This is a genomic window from Klebsiella sp. CB_Kp196 (assembly GCF_040061575.1).
In the GTDB taxonomy this organism is placed as follows: Bacteria; Pseudomonadota; Gammaproteobacteria; order Enterobacterales; family Enterobacteriaceae; genus Klebsiella; species Klebsiella michiganensis.
The window spans coordinates 1-21,740 of the sequence record NZ_JBEAFH010000065.1 but is presented as its reverse complement, the minus strand read 5'-3'; the positions used below and the strand labels follow the sequence as shown (position 1 = coordinate 21,740).

Sequence of the window (21,740 nt, the reverse complement as noted above, 5' to 3'; positions counted from 1 at the left end):
CTAAGCGACTCTTATGACAGCCTAAAATGGCGCCGCTGAAGATGTATCTTTTTGCAACAGCCCTGAATGTTAGCAATATTGTTATAAATCAAATAAATGATTGTTGCATTTGCACTCTTCGCCAGAGGTCTTATCTTTAAAGGTAGCCAGTCGACTGGCTGGCTCATAACGCAACCGAGGAGTGATGCAAATGGCTAAGATTCTGGTGCTTTATTATTCCATGTACGGACACATTGAGACCATGGCGCATGCCGTCGCCGAAGGAGCAAACAAGGTAGATGGCGTTGAAGTGGTCGTGAAGCGCGTGCCGGAAACCATGCAGGCAGAGGTTTTTGCCAAAGCAGGCGGGAAAACGCAAAACGCGCCCGTCGCCACGCCGCAGGAGCTGGCTGAGTACGACGCCATCATCTTTGGTACCCCAACCCGTTTCGGCAATATGTCCGGACAGATGCGTACCTTTCTCGATCAGACCGGCGGCCTGTGGGCGTCCGGAGCGCTGTACGGCAAACTGGCCAGCGTATTCAGCTCAACCGGTACCGGCGGCGGTCAGGAGCAAACTATCACCTCAACCTGGACCACGCTTGCCCACCACGGGATGATTATTGTACCGATTGGCTACGGCGCCCAGGAGCTGTTTGATGTTTCGCAGGTTCGCGGCGGCACGCCTTACGGCGCCACCACTATTGCCGGCGGCGACGGCTCACGCCAGCCAAGTGAAGAAGAATTAGCCATTGCCCGCTATCAGGGGCAACACGTTGCGGGTCTGGCAGTGAAATTACACGGTTAATCTTCAGCAGGAGGACAAGCATGCCGAATCAAGAAGCAAAGGCCCACCGCGTGGGTGAATGGGCCAGTCTGCGCAATACGTCTCCCGAAATTGCCGAGGCGATTTTTGAATTAGCCAATTACGATGAAAAGCTGGCGGAGAAAATCTGGGAAGAAGGCAGCGATGAAGTCCTGCCCCTCGCCTTCGCCAAAACCGACAAAGACTCCCTGTTCTGGGGCGAACAAACTATCGAACGCAAGAACGTGTAGCCGGGACAGGTACGCAGTACCGCCTCCGGGAGTTATTGCATGAGCTTCCCGGAGGCGGGGCGTTGCGCCTGTTCGGGCTACAAGACCAGGCTAAACATCGGCAGCAAGACCCGGATTGCTCCGGGTTTTTTATACTCTGCTACTTCGTGGCCTCGGCCATCGCCTTTTTAAAGGTGTCCATCGGGCAGAAGCCGTTGTCATCGACCGGACAACCGTTCAGCGCCAGCGTCACCCGCTGCGGCGGCGATTGCAGGGTCAGCGCGTCGGCATTGCGCAGCTGTTCGGTACTTTGATACACGTACTCAATCTTCATCAAATCGCGATTTCCGCTCTTATCATGCCAGCGCTGGAACACCAGCTTGCCGCCGATGGGCGTACGTTCGTACTGGTTGTGCAGCTGATAAGGTTTAAAATCCAGCGCCGTCAGCAGCGAGGCGATATTGGAATCGTGCCCCACCAGCAGCGTGACTTTCGCCGCCTTCGCCGCATCGCCCACCAGCGCGTTATCAATATATTTCACCAGCGGCTTAGCCACGTTGCGCGCCACTTCAGGGGAAGTAAACAGGCTATCCTGATAGCCGTTTTTCAGCTTCGACAGCACCTGCCACTGCTTATCGGTTTTGATTTCGCCCCACGCCACCTGGTCTTTCGGGAAACCTTCGTAATATTGCAGCGTAAAGGCGTCAACCAGCGAGTTGCCGACTTTAAGCGGCCCGGAAACGCCCGGCTCCTGCTGATATTTGGCGCTAAAGGTATCTTTCGCGTCGCTCAGCGAGCACTGCTGCTTCTCTTTGCAGGACGGGGAGTTACGGTAGTCGGTCATCTCCTCCAGCAGCTTATAGCTTTCGCTCAGCTGCATCCCCTGCCGCTCTTTCTCCATTGCCTGCACCGCCTTTTCGCTAAACGCGGCGGAATCGTCAGTGATCACCGGATTAAACGTCGGGTCCATGGTGCCCATTTTTTCCTGATGGTGCACGGTCACGCCGCAGCCGGGAAACGCGCCGGTGATAAAGAACTGCGCGGTGGCGACGGTGCGCTGCAGGCTATTGGCATAGGCGTAGACCGCGTTCTCCGGCGGGCATTCGCCGCTGGTCACCAGCCCCTGCTGCGCCAGCCATTCGCGCATATAGTGCCCCATATACACTTCCAGCACCCCGCCCTTGGTGGTCAGCTGGCCGCCGGGGACATCCCACTCAGGCCAGGACTTCGGCGTTGATTGCTCCAGCACGCTGCCGTTGTTCGCCAGCGGCGCGCGCAGGTTATGGCGGCTCATGATCAGCACCTGCTGAAGCTGGTACCCCTCCGGTGCCGCCTGTTCCTGCGCCTGGACGCCGGCGGAGAGTAAAATAACGCCGGTCACGGCGGCAGCGAGTAGACTTTTTCTCATCCCTTAATCCTCAGTCAGTGATTATCATCGCCTTAATTGTGACAAATTTATGACATTTTTCCGGGCAATGGCTCGCAAAGTGCGGAAAGAAATACGTTTTCCGCCAGAACGAAGGGGGGCTGAAATCAGAGGGAGGGCGTTACTCCGGTAGCGGTACCGCCGCCAGCGTGCAGATAGCTGCATGCTTGCCGCCGCGATGGTCGACGATCAGCACTTTATCGCCGGCTTTTTTTCCTTCGCAGGGTTTTAACACCTGCTCGACAATACGTTCACGAATTGACGGCTGCCCGGCGTCAGCCAGGCTATGGAATGAAGTCAGAATCAACAACGGCCCAATAAGACCGATGATATGCTTGTTAAACATTTATTACTCTCAACCCTATTTAAGCGGGCCAAGGGTAGCAGCCTGTGGGGCTCTCGTCTGTAAATTCGCTTAAACGAGTGTAACCCGTTCATTTTTTCACCACACCTTTGCTTTACTCTTCACATTTATTCATGTAAATAATAATTTCAGTGTATTGCTGGCAGTCTATTCTCGTCTGATTCATCGGGTCATCTTTAAGAAATATCCCGATGCTATTATCTCGATATCACGGTATTTTTTCTTCATGTTAAACATAACATTAGGTTAATCTATGTCAGGTATCCTGCTCTTTATCGTCGCGGTGGTTTTGCTGGGAGTAGCCATCTTCAGCCTGGTCTCCTATGTGAAGGATCGGCGCTCTGCACAGCTGCCAACTCATAAGAAAAAGAAATAATACGTCCTCACTATTCTTACCTTCTGCCCCTGCTATCTCTCCCGAGCGCCTGATTTCAAACGAGAATGACAAAAAAGAAGGCAGGCTCAATCGCCTGCCTTTGTGTCTGCGTAAAAAATCGTTACGATTCCCAGGCCTGTTCCGCTTTGGCGCCGTCAAACTGCGGCGGCGGCTTGCGGAAGCGGCGGGTCAGATACGTCAGATACAGCAGCCCGAGGCCCGCCCATATCAGACCCAGCGTCAGCGAGGTCGCCTCCAGGTTAATCCACAGTACGCCCACCGTTAGCGCGCCCACCATCGGCAGAAGCAGATAGTGAAAGCGATCTTTCCAGGTTTTATTAAAACCTTTACGCCGCCAGAAGTGGTTAAATACCGACAGGTTAACGAAGGTAAACGCCACCAGCGCGCCAAAGTTAATCAGCGCCGTGGCGGTGACCAGGTCAAAGAACAGCGCCGACAGCGCGACAATCCCCACCATGATCACGTTCAGCGCCGGGGTACGCCATTTCGGATGGACGTAGCCGAAAATGCGCTCCGGGAAAACGTTATCGCGGCCCATGACGTACAGCAGCCGTGACACGCTGGCGTGCGAAGCCAGGCCTGAGGCCAGGGTATTCACAAACGTCGTGCACAGGAAAATCGACTGGAACAACTTGCCGCCAACGTAGAGGGCGATCTCCGGCAGCGCCGCGTCCGGGTCTTTAAAACGGCTAATATCGGGAAAAAAGAGCTGCATAAAAAACGAGGCGGCGATAAAAATCACCCCACCGTAGACCGCAGTAAGGAAGATGGCCTTCGGGATCACCCGCGCGGCGTCCGGCGTCTCTTCGGAAAGCGTGGTCACCGCATCGAAACCGAGGAACGAAAAGCAGACTATCGTCGCCCCGGTAATGATCGGAATCAGGTGCGCATTCTGGCTAATAAACGGCTGGAGCGACCAGACGGTGCCCACCCCTTCCCCTTTATGCAACCCCTGCACCACCAGCACGATAAAGACCACCATGATCGAGATCTGCACCAGCACGAACAGGGTGTTGAAGTTCGCCACCAGGTTGACGCTTTTCAGGTTCGCCGCGGTGAGAATAGCCACAAACGTCACCACCCACACCCAGGGCGGCACGTCCGGAAACAGCGCGGAAAGATAAATCTTCGCCAGCAGCACGTTGATCATCGGCAGGAATAGATAATCCAGCAGCGATGACCAGCCCACCATAAAACCGACGTGCGGGCTGATCGACTTCTGCGCATAGGTATAGGCCGAACCCGCCTGCGGAAACTGGCGCACCAGCTTGCCGTAGCTGATGGCGGTAAACAGCACCCCGGCCAGCGCCAGCAGATAGGACGCCGGGACGTGGCCGTTGCTGATGCCGGAGACGATGCCGAAAGTATCGAAAACCGTCATCGGCGTCAGATAGGCGAGGCCCATCATCACCACCTGCCACAGCTTGAGAGACTTGCGCAGGCGCGGTTTTTCCGCCCCGGAGGCGTTATCGAGAGAGGGATTAATAGACATAGCCATTTCCCCCGCTGCACACCTGGGTTTGCGGTCGTAGAGACCGGGAAACCAACCTGCTTCGCAACGGGGTTAATGGCAAATCAAAAGGTAAAAAGAACCGACGAGCGGCGGTGGCGACGCATTCCATGCGGCCATGACGGCCCCCTTCTCCCTGCGGATATTTAAACATCTGCATCATTTCCTACCTCGTTACACACTGTGTCGTTAACTGAAGCCCCGTTGCCGCCTGCGCTCCTTAACGCGACATCCGGGAATGGCTGGGCTCCCAGCAAAAACGTCCGACCAGGCTCCGCTCAGGCCGCATGATGCTACTCGTGATAATGCTAAAGCGCCCCTCGCGGGGCGAAAATCAGGCGTTTTTCAACATCCACTCGATTTCAGTTTCTGTGATCAGACGCTCAAACTGCAGTAATTCGTCATTTTTACAGGCGTGATAAACGTGGCAGAAGCGTTCGCCAAGCCGCTCGCGCAGATGATCGTTTTGCATAAACTCCCACAGCGCATCGCTCTGGCGAATCGGGAACGGCAGCCCCTCCTGCTCGAGGCCGTTGCCCTCCACCTCTTCCTGTAACGGCAGCGGATTATCCAGACCGTGGAGGATGCCGGCAAAAATCGCCGCCATCACCAGATAAGGGTTGGCGTCCGCCCCGGCCACGCGATACTCGACGCGGTGATTGTGCCGATCGCCGCACGGAATGCGCAGCGCCACCGTCCGGTTGTTGTGCCCCCACGACGCCTGGGTCGGCACGTACATTCCCGGCTGGAAACGACGATACGAGTTCACGTTTGGCGCCAGCAGCGCCATCGACGCCGGCATCAGGTCAATCATCCCGGCGAGCGCGCGTTTTAACATCGCGGAATCTTCGCCGTCCGCGTCCGCCAGCACGTTCTCGCCTTTGTTGTTCTGCATACTGATATGGATATGCATCCCGCTACCGGCGTGCTCTTCATAGGGTTTCGCCATAAAAGTGGCGTGCATCTTATGCTTCTCCGCCATCAAACGCACGAGACGTTTTAACGCCAGCGCATCATCGCAGGCGTCGAGCACGTTATCGGTATGGTGGAGGTTGATTTCAAACTGGCCGGGAGAGGCTTCCGCCACCGCGCCGTCGGCGGGGATCAGCTGGAGCTGGGCGATCTCGTCGATTTCGTTAAGCACGTCGGCAAAGTGGTTGAGGTTGTCGACGGAGTAAACCTGGCTTTGGGTATTGCGATCGCCGGTTCCCGGCGCGCACGGTGGCTGCAGGTAACCTTCCGCGTCGCGCTTGCGGTCAAGTAAATAGAACTCCAGCTCTACCGCTACCACGGGGAACAGCCCGCGCTGGCGCAGCTGCTGCCAGAGCCGGTTCAGCACGTTCCGCGGCTCAACGTCAAAGGGAGCGCCATCTTCATCAACCATGGTCAGCAGAACCTGACCAATGTATTCCGGGTCCGCCGCCGACGGGGTTAAGGTTCCCAGCACCGGCACGCAGGTGCGGTCTGGTTCGCCCATCTCCTGGCCGAGCCCCGCCTCTTCCACCACGTTGCCGAGAATATCCATCGCAAACACCGAAGCCGGGAAATAGCACCCCTTCTCCAGCTTGCTCAGGCTGGACACCGGGATCCGCTTACCGCGAAAGCAGCCGTTCAGGTCGGTTAGCAGCACATCAACGTATTGCGTATTGGGGTAACGCTCGAGGTAGCGCTTCACTTCCCAGGTGAATGCGCTGACCCGTCTCTCTTCCGACTGCTGAACAAAATTCTCAACTTCTACGATATTGGTTTCCATGATTCACCGCCGTTGTTTTAGTTTCGGACCCTGAATGGCACTGTTAAATATAATGTCCACTCTTCGAATGTGTATGCAAACAAATTGTTTGTCAAATGTTAAATTAAGTTTGCAAAGGGCTATATCCACTGCTAGATTGAGAAAATATTGAACGAAATGGCCGTTTTACCCGCTAATCCGGTCATAATTTAGTCCACTTTGTGAGGGCGATCATGGAAAATATAATGTACAAGCCAGTTATTGGCGTGGTGATGTGTCGAAACAGGCTTAAGGGTCACCAGACCCAGACTCTGCAAGAGAAGTACCTGAACGCGATTGTGAACGCCGGCGGCGTGCCGATTGCCCTGCCGCACGCGCTGGCCGAGCCGGAACTGCTTTCTGCGCTACTGCCGAAACTGGACGGCATTTATCTGCCCGGCAGCCCGAGCAACGTACAGCCGCACCTCTATGGTGAAAACGGCGATGAGCCTGACGCCGATCCCGGGCGTGATCTTCTGAGCATGGCGCTGATCGACGCCGCGCTCGAAAGGCGCATCCCCATTTTCGCCATCTGCCGTGGACTACAGGAACTGGTTGTCGCCACCGGCGGGACTCTGTATCGTCGTCTGTTCGAGCAGCCTGAGCTTCTTGAACACCGCGAAGACCCCGAACTTCCCGTCGAGCAGCAATATGCGCCCTCGCATGAAGTTCAGGTTCAGCAAGGAGGATTACTTTCTCAGTTAATACCGGGCTGCAACACGTTTTGGGTAAACTCGTTACACGGGCAGGGAGCAAAAACGACGGGTCCACGGCTGCGCGTGGAGGCGCGTTCTCCGGACGGGCTGGTGGAAGCGGTCAGCGTTAACGACCACCCTTTCGCCCTCGGCGTGCAGTGGCATCCTGAATGGAACAGTAGCGAATACGCCCTGTCGCGAATGTTGTTTGAAGGTTTTATCACCGCCTGTCAGAGCTATAGCCAAAATAATTCGAGTTGCAGGAAGGCGGCAAGTGAGGGAATCCCCAGGAGCTTACTGGAGTAAGTGACTGGGGTGAGCGAGCAAAGCCAACGCACAAGCAACTTGAAGTATGACGGGTATATGTTGCTGAAAAACAGCGACTCTGACCACTACCGTTAAGGAAATGCAAATATGAGCGATGACGGACTGGCGCCAGGGAAACGTCTGTCAGAGATCCGCCAACAGCTGGGTCTCTCACAGCGTCGTGCCGCCGAACTGTCTGGGTTAACACATAGTGCCATCAGCACCATAGAGCAGGACAAAGTCAGTCCTGCGATCAGTACGCTGCAAAAGCTGCTGAAAGTCTACGGGCTGTCGCTCTCGGAATTCTTTTCTGAACCAGAAAAACCGGCTGAACCGCAGGTGGTTATCAATCAGGACGATCTGATTGAAATCGGCAGTCAGGGGGTGTCGATGAAGCTGGTTCATAATGGCAATCCGAACCGCACGCTGGCGATGATTTTTGAAACGTACCAGCCTGGAACCACAACCGGGGAGAGGATCAAGCATCAGGGTGAGGAGATAGGCACCATACTGGAAGGTGAAGTCGTGCTGACCATCAACGGTCAGGCGTATCATCTGGTGGCTGGGCAAAGCTATGCCATTAACACCGGCATACCGCATAGCTTCAGCAACACCTCGGCGGGTATCTGCCGAATTATCAGCGCCCATACCCCCACCACATTCTGATTTTTTAGCCTGAGGTTTTCTCAGGCTTTCTTCAGGCCTGCGCCGCCGGAGGCTAACTCCGGCGGCGCGAAGATAACGCAGTTCACCTTGCGCAATGCGGAAAGACTTATTCCGCTGGCCCCGGATAATTCACGCCTGTTAATGGGCAATTTAAACGGTACTCAACCCCGGGGACGCCCTGCGCCCTGAGGGTCTGAAATCACCACTTTTTTATTTTTCCAATTATGTCATTAAGGAGTCATGATGGATTTTCACAACCTGGCTTACTGGCAAGAAAAAGCAAAAAATATCGCGATTGAAACGCGGCTATTTATTAACGGCGAATACAGCGCCGCCGCCGATAATAGCGTGTTCGCCACCGTCGACCCTACCGCCCAGCAGACGCTCGCCGAGGTCGCGCGCGGCAAAAAGGCCGACGTCGATCGCGCGGTCCAGGCCGCCCGCGGCGTCTTCGATCGCGGCGACTGGTCGCAGGCCTCCCCTGCCCAGCGCAAAGCGGTGCTGCATAAATTCGCCGACCTGATGGAAGCCCATCGCGAAGAGCTGGCGCTGCTGGAAACCCTCGACACCGGTAAACCGATTCGCCACAGCCTGCGCGACGATGTCCCTGGCGCCGCCCGCGCAATCCGCTGGTACGCCGAAGCCATCGATAAAGTGTACGGCGAAGTCGCCCCCACCGGCGGCAACGAACTGGCCATGATCGTCCGCGAACCGATTGGCGTGATTGCGGCGGTGGTGCCGTGGAATTTTCCGCTGCTGCTGGCCTGCTGGAAGCTTGGCCCGGCGCTGGCGTCCGGCAACAGCGTGGTGCTTAAGCCGTCGGAAAAATCCCCGCTTACCGCTCTGCGCCTGGCGGGCCTGGCGAAACAGGCCGGGCTGCCGGACGGCGTATTCAACGTGGTGAGCGGTTTCGGCCATGAGGCCGGTCAGGCGCTGGCGCAGCATCATGACGTTGAAGTCATCACCTTTACCGGCTCCACCCGCACCGGTAAACAGCTGCTGAAAGACGCGGGCGACAGCAATATGAAGCGCGTCTGGCTGGAGGCGGGCGGTAAAAGCGCCAATATCGTCTTTGCCGACTGCCCGGACCTGCAAAAAGCGGTTAACGCCACCGCCGGCGGTATTTTCTACAATCAGGGCCAGGTCTGTATCGCCGGTACCCGTCTGCTGCTTGAGGAGAGCATCGCCGGCCGCTTTCTCGACCTGCTAAAAGAGCAGGCAAAGGGCTGGCAGCCTGGCAATCCGCTCGACCCGAATACCACCATGGGCATGCTGATCGACAACAGCCACGCCGATAGCGTCCACAGCTTTATTCGCGCCGGCGAAGCGCACAGCACGCTGCTGCTGGATGGACGTAAAAATCCGTGGCCCGCGGCGGTCGGCCCGACCATCTTCGTCGACGTCGACCCCGCCTCCGCCCTCAGCCAGGAGGAGATCTTCGGCCCGGTGCTGGTGGTGACCCGCTTTAAAACCGAAGAGCAGGCGCTGGCGCTGGCCAACGACAGCCGCTACGGCCTCGGCGCGGCGGTCTGGACCCGCGATCTCTCCCGCGCTCACCGCGTCAGCCGCCGTCTGAAAGCCGGCTCCGTCTTTGTGAACAACTACAACGATGGCGATATGACCGTGCCCTTCGGCGGCTATAAGCAGAGCGGCAACGGACGCGATAAGTCCCTGCACGCGCTGGAAAAATTCACTGAACTGAAAACTATCTGGATTGCCCTGGAGTCTTAATCATGAGCGAACATACCACCAGCTATTACGCCGCCAGCGCCAACCGCTATAAGCCGTTCCCGACGCTGGACGAATCGATCGGCTGCGACGTCTGCGTCGTCGGCGGCGGCTATACCGGCCTCTCTTCGGCGCTGCATCTGGCCGAAATGGGCTACGATGTGGTGCTGCTGGAAGGCGCGCGCATCGGCTTCGGCGCCAGCGGACGCAACGGCGGCCAGCTAGTCAACTCCTATAGCCGCGATATCGACGTTATCGAAAAAACCTACGGCCCGGATGCCGCGAAAATGCTCGGCAGCATGATGTTTGAAGGCGGCGACATTATTCGTGAACGTATCCAGCGCTATCAGATTGCCTGCGACTATCGCCCCGGCGGGCTGTTTGTCGCGCTGAATCATAAACAGCTGGAGACCCTGGAAGAGCAGAAAGCGAACTGGGAGCGCTACGGCAATACCCAGCTGGAGCTGCTGGATGCCAGCGCCATTCGTCGCGAAGTGGACAGCGACCGCTACGCCGGCGCGCTGCTGGACCACAGCGGCGGTCATATCCATCCGCTCAATCTGGCGATTGGCGAAGCGGACGCCATTCGGCTCAACGGCGGCCGGGTTTACGAACAATCACCGGTCACCGGCATTCAGCACAGCAGCCCGGCGGTAGTGACCACCGCACGCGGACAGGTCACCGCCCGCTACGTGATCGTCGCCGGTAACGCCTATCTCGGCGATAAGCTCGAGCCGGAGCTGGCGAAACGCAGCATGCCGTGCGGCACCCAGGTGGTCACCACCGCGCCGCTGTCTGAGGATCTGGCGCGCTCGCTGATCCCGAAAAACTACTGCGTAGAAGATTGTAACTATCTGCTGGATTACTACCGCCTGACCGCCGACAACCGTCTGCTGTACGGCGGCGGCGTGGTGTACGGCGCACGGGATCCGGACGACGTTGAGCGGCTGATTATGCCGAAGCTGCTGAAAACCTTCCCGCAGCTGCAGGGGGTGAAAATCGACTACCGCTGGACCGGCAACTTCCTGCTGACCCTCTCGCGAATGCCGCAGTTTGGCCGCCTCGATAACAATATCTATTATATGCAGGGCTACAGCGGCCACGGGGTCACCTGTACCCACCTCGCCGGACGGCTGATTTCGGAGCTGCTGCGCGGGGACGCCGAACGTTTCGACGCCTTCGCCAGGCTGCCGCACTATCCCTTCCCCGGCGGGCGCAGCCTGCGTATTCCGTTTACCGCCATGGGCGCGGCTTACTACAGCCTGCGCGATCGGCTCGGCGTGTAATCCCCTCGGCCGACGGCGCCGGCCGTCGGCTATTTTTTCTCGCCGTTGCGCGGCGGAAATCGCTGCTGGAAGTAGTGGCGCAAAAACTCCACGGTGGTACGAATTTTGGCCGAGGTCGCCAGCCGCGACACGTATACCGCCCAGATATTGGCGGGCTGATAGTACTCCGGCAGCAGCTGCACCAGATTGCCGCTGGCGATATTTTCCCTGACGTCCCACCACGAGCGCAGCGCAATCCCCTGCCCCTCCAGGCACCACTGATGGACGATTTCACCGTGGTTAGACGACAGCGGTCCGGTCACCTTGATGGCGTGCTCCCCCTCTTTATCATCGCGCAGCTGCCAGACGCCAAAGGGCCGGTCGCGCTCTTTGATCACCAGACAGGGCAGCGCGGCGAGATCGCTGAGCTGTTTCGGTCGGGGATAGCGGGCGACAAACGCCGGCGAGGCGCAGAGGATGCGGTGATTGCTGGCAAGCTGGCGGGCTATCAGATTGGGCGCGATATCGTCGCCGACGCGAATATCCAGATCGACCCCTTCATTGGCCAAATCCACCAGCCGGTCGGCGACGTCAAAACGGATCTCCAGCTGCGGGTAGCGACGGGCCAGCCCGGAGAGCGCCGGCGCGACTACCCGCCGGCCAAAGCCAAAGCTGCTGATAATCCGCAGCGTCCCCTGCGGCACCTGCCGCACATCGGAGAGCTCATCCATCATCTGGTCGACATCCTGCAAAATGCGTAGTCCCCATTCGTAGATGCGCTCGCCCTCTTCGGTGATAGCCACGCGCCGGGTGGTACGGTGCAGCAGCTGGACGTTGAGCGTTTGCTCCAGCAGCGACACGCGCTTGCTGACGAAAGCCGGCGAGACGCCGAGCTCTTCCGCGGCGGCGGCAAAACCGGCGCGGCGGGCAACCAGCATAAAGACGCGTAAATCGTTCAGCAGCGGCAGATTATTCATGATTCGTGTTTTATGTTTCACCAGTTAACGGGATTAATTATGAATCAGTCAATTATAGGATAGCAGTGAAGTCAATTTTCCTTACCTCAAACTGAGAATAGCGATGAATAAAACCTTACGTATTGCCGCCATCCCCGGTGATGGCATCGGTAAAGAAGTGCTGCCGGAAGGCGTCCGCGTGCTGCAGGCCGCCGCCGAACGCTGGGGGCTGGCGTTAAGCTTCGAGCACTTTGAATGGGCCAGCTGCGACTATTACGCGCAGCACGGCGCCATGATGCCCGACGACTGGCGCGCGCAGCTGCAAACGTTTGATGCGATCTACTTCGGCGCGGTCGGCTGGCCAGATATCGTGCCGGACCACATTTCCCTGTGGGGCTCGCTGCTGAAGTTCCGCCGCGAGTTCGACCAGTACGTCAACCTGCGTCCGGTGCGCCTGTTCCCCGGCGTCCCCTGCCCGCTGGCGGGTAAACAGCCCGGCGATATCGATTTCTACGTGGTGCGTGAAAACACCGAAGGGGAATATTCCGCCCTCGGCGGCCATGTGAATCCGGGGACTGAACATGAAGTGGTGATTCAGGAGTCGGTATTTACCCGTCGCGGCGTTGACCGGATCCTGCGCTACGCCTTCGAGCTGGCGCAGAGCCGCCCGCGCAAAACCCTGACCTCGGCGACCAAATCCAACGGTCTGGCCATCAGCATGCCCTTCTGGGACCAGCGCGTCGAAGCGATGGCGCAGCACTACCCGGAGGTGAAATGGGATAAGCAGCACATTGATATTCTGTGCGCCCGATTCGTGCTGCAGCCGGAGCGTTTTGACGTGGTGGTCGGCTCCAATCTGTTCGGCGATATCCTCTCCGATCTCGGCCCGGCCTGTACCGGCACCATCGGCATTGCCCCGTCGGCAAACCTCAATCCGGATCGCACCTTTCCGTCGCTGTTTGAAGCGGTACACGGTTCGGCGCCGGATATTTACGGCAAAAATATCGCCAACCCGATTGCCACCATCTGGGCTGGCGCGATGATGCTCGACTTCCTCGGCAACGGGGACGCGCGCTACCAGGCCGCCCACGACGGCATTCTGGCGGCGATTGAGCAGACCATCGCCAGCGGACCGAAGACGCCGGATATGCAAGGCAGCGCCTCCACCCAGCAGGTGGGCGAAGCGATTTGTCGGGCGATTGTTGAACAAAAGTAGCCCGGACAGGCGCGTAAGCGCCGCCTCCGGGAAAGTGTGCAAGGGTTCCGTTCACTATTATCCCGCAGAAAATGTCTCACCGTGGTAGGTGAACGGGTAAAGGGGGAGAAAACCGTCTCCCCCTTTACAATCCCCGCGGTCCCGCAAAGAAATCGGTGCTGCGCACTGCGCTCACCTCCCGGACCTCAGCCTGCGGTCGGCTCAACTCGACATCGCTGTCTCGATTCGCCTCTGTCCGCCATCCCTGGCGGCCAGCCCTTGTCTTCGGACCTCCGGTTCGCCGATTTCAGCGGGCACCAGGGCATCGCTGCATAACACGTTGTTTCAGAGGCATATCGTAGCTGCAAGAACATCGTCCCGGAGGCGGCGCTTACGCGCCTGTCCGGGCTACCCAATCTGCCTCCCTCAGGCACCGGGCCCGGAAATCCCGGGTCGCGGCGTAAACGCCTTACCCGGGCTACTGCCCCACAGACGGCTGGAAACCCGTAGCCCCGGTAAGCGCAGCGCCACCGGGGAGATTCTCCGGACCGAATTACAGCTCCAGCTCGCGCTGCAGCAGCGCCGCAATCGCCTCGCTGCTCTGCGCCGTCACCAGCGATTGCCGGAACTCCGCATGCATAATGCGCCGCGCCAGCCGCGAGAAAATACGCATATGCTGATCCCCCGCCGAATGCTTATTGAGCGTCAGCATAATCACAAACTGCGCCTCGTCGTCGCCCCACGCCACCGGCTGCGCCAGACGGGCGACGCTGATGGTCGACTGCTCAATATGCTCCGATTTACTGTGCGGAATGGCGAAGCTAAACCCTAACCCGGTGGAGAACACCGCTTCGCGGGCCCACAGATCCGCTTCCAGCTTACGCGGATAGCGGCAGCGCCCGGCCAGCAGCAGATTGTCGGTCATGCCCTTAATCACCTCCTCTTTACTGCGCCAGTCGCTGTTCAGCGTAATGCACTGAGGGGTAATCAGCGGCGCATCCTGCTGGGTCATACGGAACTGGGCCAGCAGGTGCTCGACCTCCAGCGAAGTACGACACTGCATCGCCTGATTCAGCAGCTGACGGCAGGCGCGGCTGTCCAGCTGCGCCAGACGCGCCTTGGTCGCCGGGATCGACGGCGCGCTCATGCTCAGCTCATCCAGCCCCAGCCCCACCAGCAGCGGCAGCACGGAACCTTTGGCCCCCAGCTCGCCGCACAGGCCGATCCATTTACCCTGGCGATGCACCGCCTGAACCGCGTAATCCAGCGCGCGTAAAAAGGCCGGATTGAGGCTGTTGTAGTGGCGCGTCACCCTGGCGTTATCGCGATCCACCGCCAGCAGATACTGGGTCAGGTCGTTGCTGCCGATACTAAAGAAATCAATCTCTTCGCAGCACTGGTCGATGATAAACATCACCGACGGCACCTCGAGCATAATGCCCAGCGGGATCTTTTCATCAAACGGAATCTGTTCGCTGCGCAGCGACTGTTTGGCATCCGCCAGCTGCTCTTTCACCCACAGAATCTCCTCCATCGAGGAGATCATCGGGATCATGATTTTCAGCGCGCCGTGCGCGGAAGCGCGCAGAATCGCCCGCAGCTGAGTGCGGAACAGCGCCTGATACTCCTCATAAATACGCACCGCCCGGTAGCCGAGGAACGGGTTGTTCTCCGCCGGAATGTTGAGGTAGGCCACCGGCTTGTCGCCGCCGATATCCATGGTGCGGATGATAATGCTGCGCCCGTTGGCCGGCTCCAGCGCCTGGCAAAATAGGTTATACAGCTCGTTTTCCGACGGCGCGCTGGACCTGTCCATATAGAGCATTTCGGTGCGGAACAAGCCTACCGACTGCGCGCCGTTGTTGAAGGCCGCCGTCGCCTCTACCGAATGGGCGATGTTGGCCGCCACCTCCAGGCGAATACCGTCTTCCGTACGCCCCGCTTTATCCAGCCAGGCCTGCTGCTGGCGGCGGATCTGCGCCTGCACCCAGGCCTCCTGTTGATAGTAGCGCGCCACCGCTTCATCGGGATTCACCACCACCAGCCCGGCGTTACCGTCAATCTGCACTCGCCGATCGACCCACGGCAGCAGCGCCTCCATATCGACGCCCACCAGAGTGGGAATATTGAACGAACGCGCGAGGATCACCGTATGTGAAGTGGTGCCGCCGCTGCGCAACAGCAGACCTTTAAGCAGGGTTTTATCCAGTTCAAGAAACTGACTGGGGGTGAGTTCATCGGCGAGGCAGATGGCCTCTTCCGTCAGCTTACCCGGTGCCGGAAAACGATCCTCACCGTAGATGTGCTGCAGAAGCTGGAAGCAGACATCGCGCACGTCCAGCACCCGCTCCTGCAAATAACTATTGCCGGAAGCGCTGAACTGGGCGCAAAAATGTTCGCCGGTCGCGACCACCGCCTCAGCGCAGCTCAGGCCGCTCAGCAGCCCGCCCAGCAGATGCTGGCGCAGCGAGGCGTCGGTGGCCAGAGAGCGATGCGCCTCAAGGATCGCGCTGGCGGTACCGTCGTTATCCAGCAGGCGGAACTCAATATTTTTCACCAGCAGGGTCAGGCCCTTGTCCAGCGCCGCCTGTTCCTGTTCAATTGCGCCCGCTGCAGGCAGCGCGCCTGAATCGCGCAGGTCGAGGGACTTAAGATGGGTGAGCCTGCCGCCCGCGCTGCCGGCGCAGACCGGCTGGGCGTGAAACAGCGTGGGATTGAGGCGCGAGAGGGATTCAGGAACCGGCTGAACGTCCATGGATTCCGCCGTCGGCAGCGGCGCATCGCAGTGCGGGAACTCCTCGCTGATGAATGCCGACAGCGCGTCAAACGCCTGCTGTTCATCTTCGCCGCTGACGACCAGCTGGCAGCGGTCCCCCTTCAAGGTATTGGTGCCGATAATCGCCAGCGCGCTTTTCGCGTTTCCGCGTCCTTCCGTGCGGGTATTTAACCATTCGACCGAAGACGAAAAAGTATTGCACAGGGTTTCTACCAGGCTTGCCGGACGCGCATGCACGCCGTTGGGCAAATCACATATGAATTCAATTACCAGAGCCATCGCCTTCCTCCTGAATAATGCGTATTTAGCCAAAAGGTAAAGAAAGAACCGGCCCGCCACTACACGATAAAAGTGGCAATTACTGGATAATTGTATGCCCGACTCTTTTTTATGCTCGCGGTCACAAATCGCCTGACTAACGGCGCCAAAAACCCACCAGCGCTAAGATTTGAGGTGGATCGCAATTTTCCTCTGGCCTTACAAATATCCAGTAAATGCACTTTTTCTCTACTATTTTATGCGCCGCCCTTTTTCTAAGGTTGAAGCATCAACTCAGTCACGGGCCACGCAGCGCTCAGGAGAATAACAATGAATGAACTGGTGCAAATATTAAAAAATACCCGCCAGCACCTCATGACCGGGGTTTCACATATGATCCCGTTTGTCGTGTCCGGTGGGATCTTGCTGGCAGTCTCCGTCATGTTGTACGGCAAGGGCGCGGTGCCCGATGCCGCCACCGACCCTAACCTGAAAAAACTGTTTGATATCGGCGTGGCCGGCCTGACGCTTATGGTGCCGTTTCTGGCGGCCTATATCGGCTACTCCATCTCCGACCGCGCGGCGCTGGCTCCCTGCGCCATCGGCGCCTGGGTCGGCAACAGCTTCGGCGCCGGTTTCTTCGGCGCGCTGATTGCCGGGATCATTGGCGGGCTGGTGGTCTACTACCTGAAGAAAATCCCGGTGCACAAGGTGCTGCGCTCGGTGATGCCCATCTTCGTTATCCCGATTATCGGCACCTTTATTACCGCCGGGATCATGATGTGGGGCCTCGGCGAGCCGATTGGCGCGCTCACCGCCAGCCTGACCGGCTGGCTGCAGGGCATGCGCGAAGGCAGCATCGTGATTCTCGCCATCATCATGGGCCTGATGCTGGCCTTCGACATGGGCGGTCCGGTGAATAAGGTCGCCTACGCCTTCATGCTGATTTGCGTTTCCCAGGGCGTTTACAGCGTGGTGGCCATCGCCGCCGTCGGTATCGCCGTGCCGCCGCTGGGCATGGGCCTGGCAACGCTGATTGGACGTAAATACTTCTCCGCGGAAGAGCGCGAAACCGGTAAGGCCGCGCTGGTGATGGGCTGCGTTGGCGTGACCGAAGGCGCGATCCCCTTCGCCGCCGCCGACCCGCTGCGCGTTATCCCGGCCAATATGATCGGCGCCGCCGCCGGCTGCGTTACCGCCGCGCTGCTCGGCGCCCAGTGCTATGCCGGCTGGGGCGGGCTTATCGTTCTGCCGGTCGTTGAGGGTAAAGGCGGATTTATTGCCGGCCTCGCGGTTGGCGCCATCGTCAGCGCCGCCTGCGTCATCCTGCTTAAGGCCCTGGCGAAAAAGAAAACGTCTGACGCCAAAGCCGATGACGAGATGGATCTTGATTTCGAAATTAACTGAGACACGGGAAGGAATATTATATGACCAAAATTATCGCCGTTACCGCTTGCCCGTCTGGCGTCGCCCACACCTATATGGCCGCCGAATCGCTGGAGAGCGCCGCTAAGGCCAAAGGCTGGCAGGTCAAAGTCGAGACCCAGGGCTCCATCGGCATTGAGAACGAGCTGACCGCAGAAGACGTCGCCAGCGCCGATATGGTGATTCTGACCAAAGATATCGGCATCAAGTTTGAAGAGCGTTTTGCCGGTAAAACCATCGTGCGCGTCAACATCAGCGACGCCGTGAAGCGCGCCGAAGCCATTATGAACAAAATCGACAGCCACCTTTCGCAGAATGCCTGACTGAATGCCCGGGGCGCGGCCTGCGCCCCGCAAAATAACATGGAGTTTGTCATGACTAATCGCACTCAACGCTTAAAAGATCGTCTGTTCGCCAACCCGCGCGAAATCTCCCTCGAGCGAGCGCTGCTCTACACCGCCAGCCATAAACAGACCGAGGGGGAGCCGGTAATGATCCGCCGGGCGAAAGCGACCGCATGGGTCCTCGATCATGTGCAGATTTCGATTCGTGATGATGAACTGATTGCCGGCAACCGTACGATCAAGCCGCGCGCCGGGATCATGTCGCCGGAAATGGATCCCTACTGGCTGCTCAAGGAGCTGGACCAGTTCCCGACCCGTCCGCAGGACCGCTTCAACATCAGCGAAGAAGATAAGCGCATCTACCGCGAAGTGCTGTTCCCCTACTGGGAAAATCGTTCGATGAAGGATTTCATCAACGCCCAGATGACCGATGAAGTGAAGGCCGCCGTTAGCACGCAGATTTTTAGCGTCAACCAGACCGATAAAGGCCAGGGACATATCATCATCGACTACCCTCGCCTGCTGGAAAACGGCCTCGCCGCGCTGGTGGCGGAGATGAAAGCGGTGAGTCAGCGGCACCCGCAGAACAATTTTTATCAGGCGGTGCTGATCCTGCTGGAAGCCTCCCAGCGCCATATTCTGCGCTATGCGGCGCTTGCCGATGACATGGCCGCCGTCTGCGGCGACGGGCAGCGGCGCAAAGAGCTGGAGACCATCGCGGACATCTCCCGCCATAACGCGGTGCACCGCCCGGAAGATTTCTGGCAGGCCTGCCAGCTCTTCTGGTATATGAACATCATTTTGCAGTATGAATCCAACGCCAGCTCCATCTCGCTGGGTCGCTTTGACCAGTACATGCTGCCGTACTATCAGGCTTCGCTGAATCGCGGCCAGGATCCGCAGTTTCTTCAGGAGCTGCTGGAGTCGCTGTGGGTGAAGTGCAACGATATTGTCCTGCTGCGCTCCACCAGCAGCGCGCGCTACTTCGCGGGCTTCCCAACCGGCTATACCGCCCTGCTCGGCGGCCTGACCGAGACCGGACGCAGCGCGGTCAATATCCTGTCGTTTTTATCCCTCGACGCCTACCAGAACGTTCGCCTGCCGCAGCCGAACCTCGGCGTGCGGGTCAACGAGCTGGTCGATCGCCCTTTCCTGCGCAAAACCGCCGAGACCATTCGCCTCGGCACCGGCATTCCGCAAATCTTCAATGATGAAGTGGTGATCCCGGCGTTTCTCAACCGCGGCGTCTCGCTGGATGACGCGCGGGATTACTCGGTGGTTGGCTGCGTTGAGCTGTCGATCCCGGGGCGCACCTACGGCCTGCACGATATCGCCATGTTCAACCTGCTGAAGGTGATGGAAATCGTGATGCTGGAAAACGAAAGCAACCCTGACATCACCTGGGATGGGCTGATCAACCAGATCCGCGACAAGATTCGCTATTACATTAAGCTGATGGTCGAAGGCAGCAATATTTGCGATATCGGCCACCGCGACTGGGCGCCGGTTCCCCTGCTCTCTTCCTTTATTGAGGACTGCGTGCAGCACGGCCAGGATATCACCGAAGGCGGCGCGCGCTATAACTTCTCCGGGGTCCAGGGCATCGGCATCGCTAACCTCAGCGACTCGCTGCACGCGCTTAAAGGGATGGTGTTTGAGCAAAAACGGCTCAGCTTCGCTGAACTGATCGCGGTGCTGAAAGCCAACTTCCAGACGCCGGAAGGGGAAAAAATCCGCGCGCGCCTGATCAACCGCTTCGAGAAATACGGCAACGATATTGACGAAGTGGACAACATCAGCGCCGATCTGCTGCGCTTCTACTGCAAAGAGGTAGAGCAGTACCGCAACCCGCGCGGCGGTCGCTTTACGCCGGGCTCCTATACCGTCTCTGCCCACGTGCCGCTCGGCTCGGTAGTCGGCGCCACTCCGGACGGACGCCTGGCCGGAGAGCAGCTGGCGGACGGCGGGCTGTCGCCGATGCTCGGCCAGGACGTGCAGGGGCCGACCGCGGTGCTCAAGTCGGTCAGCAAGCTGGATAACTTTCTGCTCTCCAACGGTACGCTGCTGAACGTCAAATTCACCCCGGCGACCCTTGCCGGCGACGGCGGCCTCAATAAGCTGGCCGACTTCCTGCAGGCATTCACCAGGCTGAAGCTGCAGCATATTCAGTTCAACGTGGTCAACGCCGATACGCTGCGCGAAGCCCAGCAGCGGCCGCAGGATTTTGCCGGCCTGGTGGTGCGCGTTGCGGGCTACAGCGCCTTTTTCGTCGAGCTGTCGCAGGAGATTCAGGATGACATTATCCGCCGCACCGCGCATCAGCTGTGAGGTCCTGGAAACGCGCGCCGATAAGGCGCGCATTTTTAATATCCAGCGCTACTCTTTGAATGATGGTCAGGGGATCAGCACCGTCGTGTTTTTTAAAGGCTGCCCGCATACCTGTCCCTGGTGCGCCAATCCGGAGTCGATCTCGCCGCAAATTCAGACCGTACGCCGGGAGAGCAAGTGCCTGCGCTGCTCCCGCTGCCAGCAGGACGTGGTCGAGTGCCCTTCCGGCGCGTGGCAGCAGATTGGCCGCGACGTCACCCTCGATAATCTGCTTAAAGAGGTGCTGAAGGATGAGGTCTTCTTCCGCGCCTCCGGCGGCGGCGTGACCCTGTCGGGCGGCGAAGTCCTGATGCAGGCCGAATTCGCCGCGCGCCTGCTGCGCCGCCTGCGCGAATGGGGGATCAGAACGGCGATTGAAACGGCGGGCGATACCGCCTACCGCCGCTTTTTTCCGCTGGCGCAGGCCTGCGATGAAGTGCTGTTCGATCTGAAAATCATGGATGAAACGCTGGCCCGCGAGCAGCTGCGGATGAATATGCCGCGGGTGCTGGATAACTTTACCCGTCTGGTGGAAGCGCATATTCACGTGATCCCCCGGGTGCCGCTGATTCCGGGATTCACGCTTGATGAAGCGAATTTCCGCCGGATTCTGGCGTTTTTGGCCCCCTTTAAGCTGCCGGAAATTCATCTTCTGCCGTTCCATCAGTACGGCGAACCCAAATATCACTTACTGGGAAAAAAATGGTCGATGTCGATGATTAAAGCCCCTGCAGAATCTGAGATTCAGCCATTCAGGACGCTGGCCGAACGGGCCGGTTTTAGCGTGACCGTCGGCGGATAACGCCAGGAGGATGCTATGGATTTCACTATCGTTGCCGTCACGGCCTGCGTCAGCGGCGTCGCTCACACCTATATGGCTGCCGAGCGGCTGGAAAAAGTCGGCCACCAGGAGAAATGGAATATCAAAATTGAAACCCAGGGCGCGCTGGGGGTTGAGAACAAAATCATGGCCGACGATATCGCCCATGCCGATGTCGTTCTGCTGGTGACGGATATTGAAATTGACGATGCCGGACGCTTTAGCGGCATCCGCACCATTAAGACCAGCATCAAAACCTTTCTGCTGCAGCCGCAGCAGATTGTCGACGCGGTGAAATGCATTATGAAAAAGCCGGTGGTTTATCTTGAGATCCCGTGAGTACACCGGTGATTTTGTCGCCCGGGCAAGGCGCTTGCGCCGCGGCCCGGGAAAATAGCACTTCGCCCGCTCAGACTTCCCCCGGTCGCGCTGCGCTTACCGGGGCTACAGGTTCACC

At 58.5% G+C, this 21,740-nt stretch carries 19 protein-coding genes; 13 read left to right on the top strand and 6 right to left on the bottom strand.

All coding sequences use genetic code 11. From position 1 onward, the window contains the following. Positions 1-190: 190 nt before the first annotated feature. Both wrbA and ABLU87_RS23670 read left to right on the top strand, forming a co-directional pair. The gene (wrbA, locus tag ABLU87_RS23675; protein ID WP_004100968.1) at positions 191-787 is read left to right on the top strand and encodes an NAD(P)H:quinone oxidoreductase; all 597 of its coding nucleotides are present in this window, start codon (positions 191-193) and stop codon (positions 785-787) included. A gap of 20 nt (positions 788-807) precedes the next feature. Next, positions 808-1,035 carry a YccJ family protein gene (locus ABLU87_RS23670; protein ID WP_004849783.1) on the top strand — a complete coding sequence of 76 codons (228 nt, stop codon included), beginning with the start codon at positions 808-810 and terminating at the stop codon, positions 1,033-1,035. Between the two features lie 139 nt (positions 1,036-1,174). Here the strand turns inward: ABLU87_RS23670 and agp are convergent, their stop codons facing one another. Both agp and ABLU87_RS23660 read right to left on the bottom strand, forming a co-directional pair. Beyond that, on the bottom strand, positions 1,175-2,422 hold the full coding sequence (gene agp, locus ABLU87_RS23665; protein ID WP_046876531.1) for a bifunctional glucose-1-phosphatase/inositol phosphatase: 1,248 nt from the start codon (positions 2,420-2,422) through the stop codon (positions 1,175-1,177). A gap of 139 nt (positions 2,423-2,561) precedes the next feature. Beyond that, positions 2,562-2,786: a hypothetical protein gene (locus ABLU87_RS23660; protein WP_064380751.1), complete on the bottom strand. Its 225-nt coding sequence runs from the start codon at positions 2,784-2,786 to the stop codon at positions 2,562-2,564. A 271-nt stretch (positions 2,787-3,057) separates the two neighbouring features. Between ABLU87_RS23660 and ABLU87_RS23655 the strand changes: the two genes are divergently transcribed. Continuing rightward, positions 3,058-3,180, top strand: a complete 123-nt coding sequence (locus ABLU87_RS23655; protein ID WP_004849777.1) for a small membrane protein — start codon at positions 3,058-3,060, stop codon at positions 3,178-3,180. Positions 3,181-3,301: 121 nt separating this feature from the next. Here the strand turns inward: ABLU87_RS23655 and ABLU87_RS23650 are convergent, their stop codons facing one another. Together ABLU87_RS23650 and puuA are read right to left on the bottom strand one after the other, a co-directional pair. After that, positions 3,302-4,693 (bottom strand): APC family permease, encoded by a 1,392-nt coding sequence (locus ABLU87_RS23650; protein ID WP_014228791.1) that lies wholly within the window; start codon positions 4,691-4,693, stop codon positions 3,302-3,304. Between the two features lie 352 nt (positions 4,694-5,045). Further along, positions 5,046-6,464, bottom strand: a complete 1,419-nt coding sequence (gene puuA / locus ABLU87_RS23645; protein WP_004849770.1) for a glutamate-putrescine ligase — start codon at positions 6,462-6,464, stop codon at positions 5,046-5,048. A 224-nt stretch (positions 6,465-6,688) separates the two neighbouring features. On the opposite strand from puuA, the gene puuD reads away from it, so the two are divergent. The 4 genes from puuD (at position 6,689) to ABLU87_RS23625 (ending at position 11,163) form a co-directional block, all read left to right on the top strand. Next, on the top strand, positions 6,689-7,483 hold the full coding sequence (gene puuD, locus ABLU87_RS23640) for a gamma-glutamyl-gamma-aminobutyrate hydrolase (protein WP_224225524.1): 795 nt from the start codon (positions 6,689-6,691) through the stop codon (positions 7,481-7,483). Between the two features lie 108 nt (positions 7,484-7,591). Further along, the gene (gene puuR / locus ABLU87_RS23635) at positions 7,592-8,149 is read left to right on the top strand and encodes an HTH-type transcriptional regulator PuuR (protein ID WP_004849766.1); all 558 of its coding nucleotides are present in this window, start codon (positions 7,592-7,594) and stop codon (positions 8,147-8,149) included. A 243-nt stretch (positions 8,150-8,392) separates the two neighbouring features. Beyond that, positions 8,393-9,880 (top strand): aldehyde dehydrogenase PuuC, encoded by a 1,488-nt coding sequence (gene puuC, locus ABLU87_RS23630; RefSeq protein ID WP_122117832.1) that lies wholly within the window; start codon positions 8,393-8,395, stop codon positions 9,878-9,880. Positions 9,881-9,882: 2 nt separating this feature from the next. Next, positions 9,883-11,163, top strand: coding sequence for an FAD-binding oxidoreductase (locus tag ABLU87_RS23625; RefSeq protein ID WP_122117831.1), 1,281 nt, complete (start codon positions 9,883-9,885; stop codon positions 11,161-11,163). 29 nt (positions 11,164-11,192) lie between these two features. Here ABLU87_RS23625 and ABLU87_RS23620 read toward each other — a convergent pair whose 3' ends face one another. Continuing rightward, positions 11,193-12,140 (bottom strand): LysR substrate-binding domain-containing protein, encoded by a 948-nt coding sequence (locus ABLU87_RS23620; protein ID WP_183129363.1) that lies wholly within the window; start codon positions 12,138-12,140, stop codon positions 11,193-11,195. 82 nt (positions 12,141-12,222) lie between these two features. Here ABLU87_RS23620 and ABLU87_RS23615 point away from each other — a divergent pair, with 82 nt between their 5' ends. Next, positions 12,223-13,314 carry a tartrate dehydrogenase gene (locus ABLU87_RS23615; RefSeq protein ID WP_014838053.1) on the top strand — a complete coding sequence of 364 codons (1,092 nt, stop codon included), beginning with the start codon at positions 12,223-12,225 and terminating at the stop codon, positions 13,312-13,314. Positions 13,315-13,846: 532 nt separating this feature from the next. Here ABLU87_RS23615 and ptsP read toward each other — a convergent pair. Beyond that, entirely contained in the window at positions 13,847-16,348 is a 2,502-nt protein-coding gene (gene ptsP / locus ABLU87_RS23610; RefSeq protein ID WP_196942121.1) for a phosphoenolpyruvate--protein phosphotransferase, read from the bottom strand. A 309-nt stretch (positions 16,349-16,657) separates the two neighbouring features. Here ptsP and ABLU87_RS23605 point away from each other — a divergent pair, with 309 nt between their 5' ends. The 5 genes from ABLU87_RS23605 to ABLU87_RS23585 are packed head-to-tail and all read left to right on the top strand — an operon-like array spanning position 16,658 to position 21,622. Then, a complete protein-coding gene (locus ABLU87_RS23605; protein ID WP_004131253.1) occupies positions 16,658-17,734 on the top strand; it encodes a PTS fructose transporter subunit EIIC in 1,077 nt (358 codons plus the stop codon). 20 nt (positions 17,735-17,754) lie between these two features. Then, positions 17,755-18,075 carry a PTS fructose-like transporter subunit IIB gene (locus ABLU87_RS23600; RefSeq protein WP_004100938.1) on the top strand — a complete coding sequence of 107 codons (321 nt, stop codon included), beginning with the start codon at positions 17,755-17,757 and terminating at the stop codon, positions 18,073-18,075. Between the two features lie 51 nt (positions 18,076-18,126). Further along, positions 18,127-20,424 (top strand): formate C-acetyltransferase, encoded by a 2,298-nt coding sequence (locus ABLU87_RS23595; protein ID WP_122117871.1) that lies wholly within the window; start codon positions 18,127-18,129, stop codon positions 20,422-20,424. After that, positions 20,390-21,265, top strand: a complete 876-nt coding sequence (locus ABLU87_RS23590; protein ID WP_122117870.1) for a [formate-C-acetyltransferase]-activating enzyme — start codon at positions 20,390-20,392, stop codon at positions 21,263-21,265. Before ABLU87_RS23595 ends, ABLU87_RS23590 begins: the two co-directional genes overlap by 35 nt. A gap of 15 nt (positions 21,266-21,280) precedes the next feature. Continuing rightward, positions 21,281-21,622, top strand: coding sequence for a PTS fructose-like transporter subunit IIB (locus ABLU87_RS23585; RefSeq protein WP_004849743.1), 342 nt, complete (start codon positions 21,281-21,283; stop codon positions 21,620-21,622). Positions 21,623-21,740: the final 118 nt, after the last annotated feature.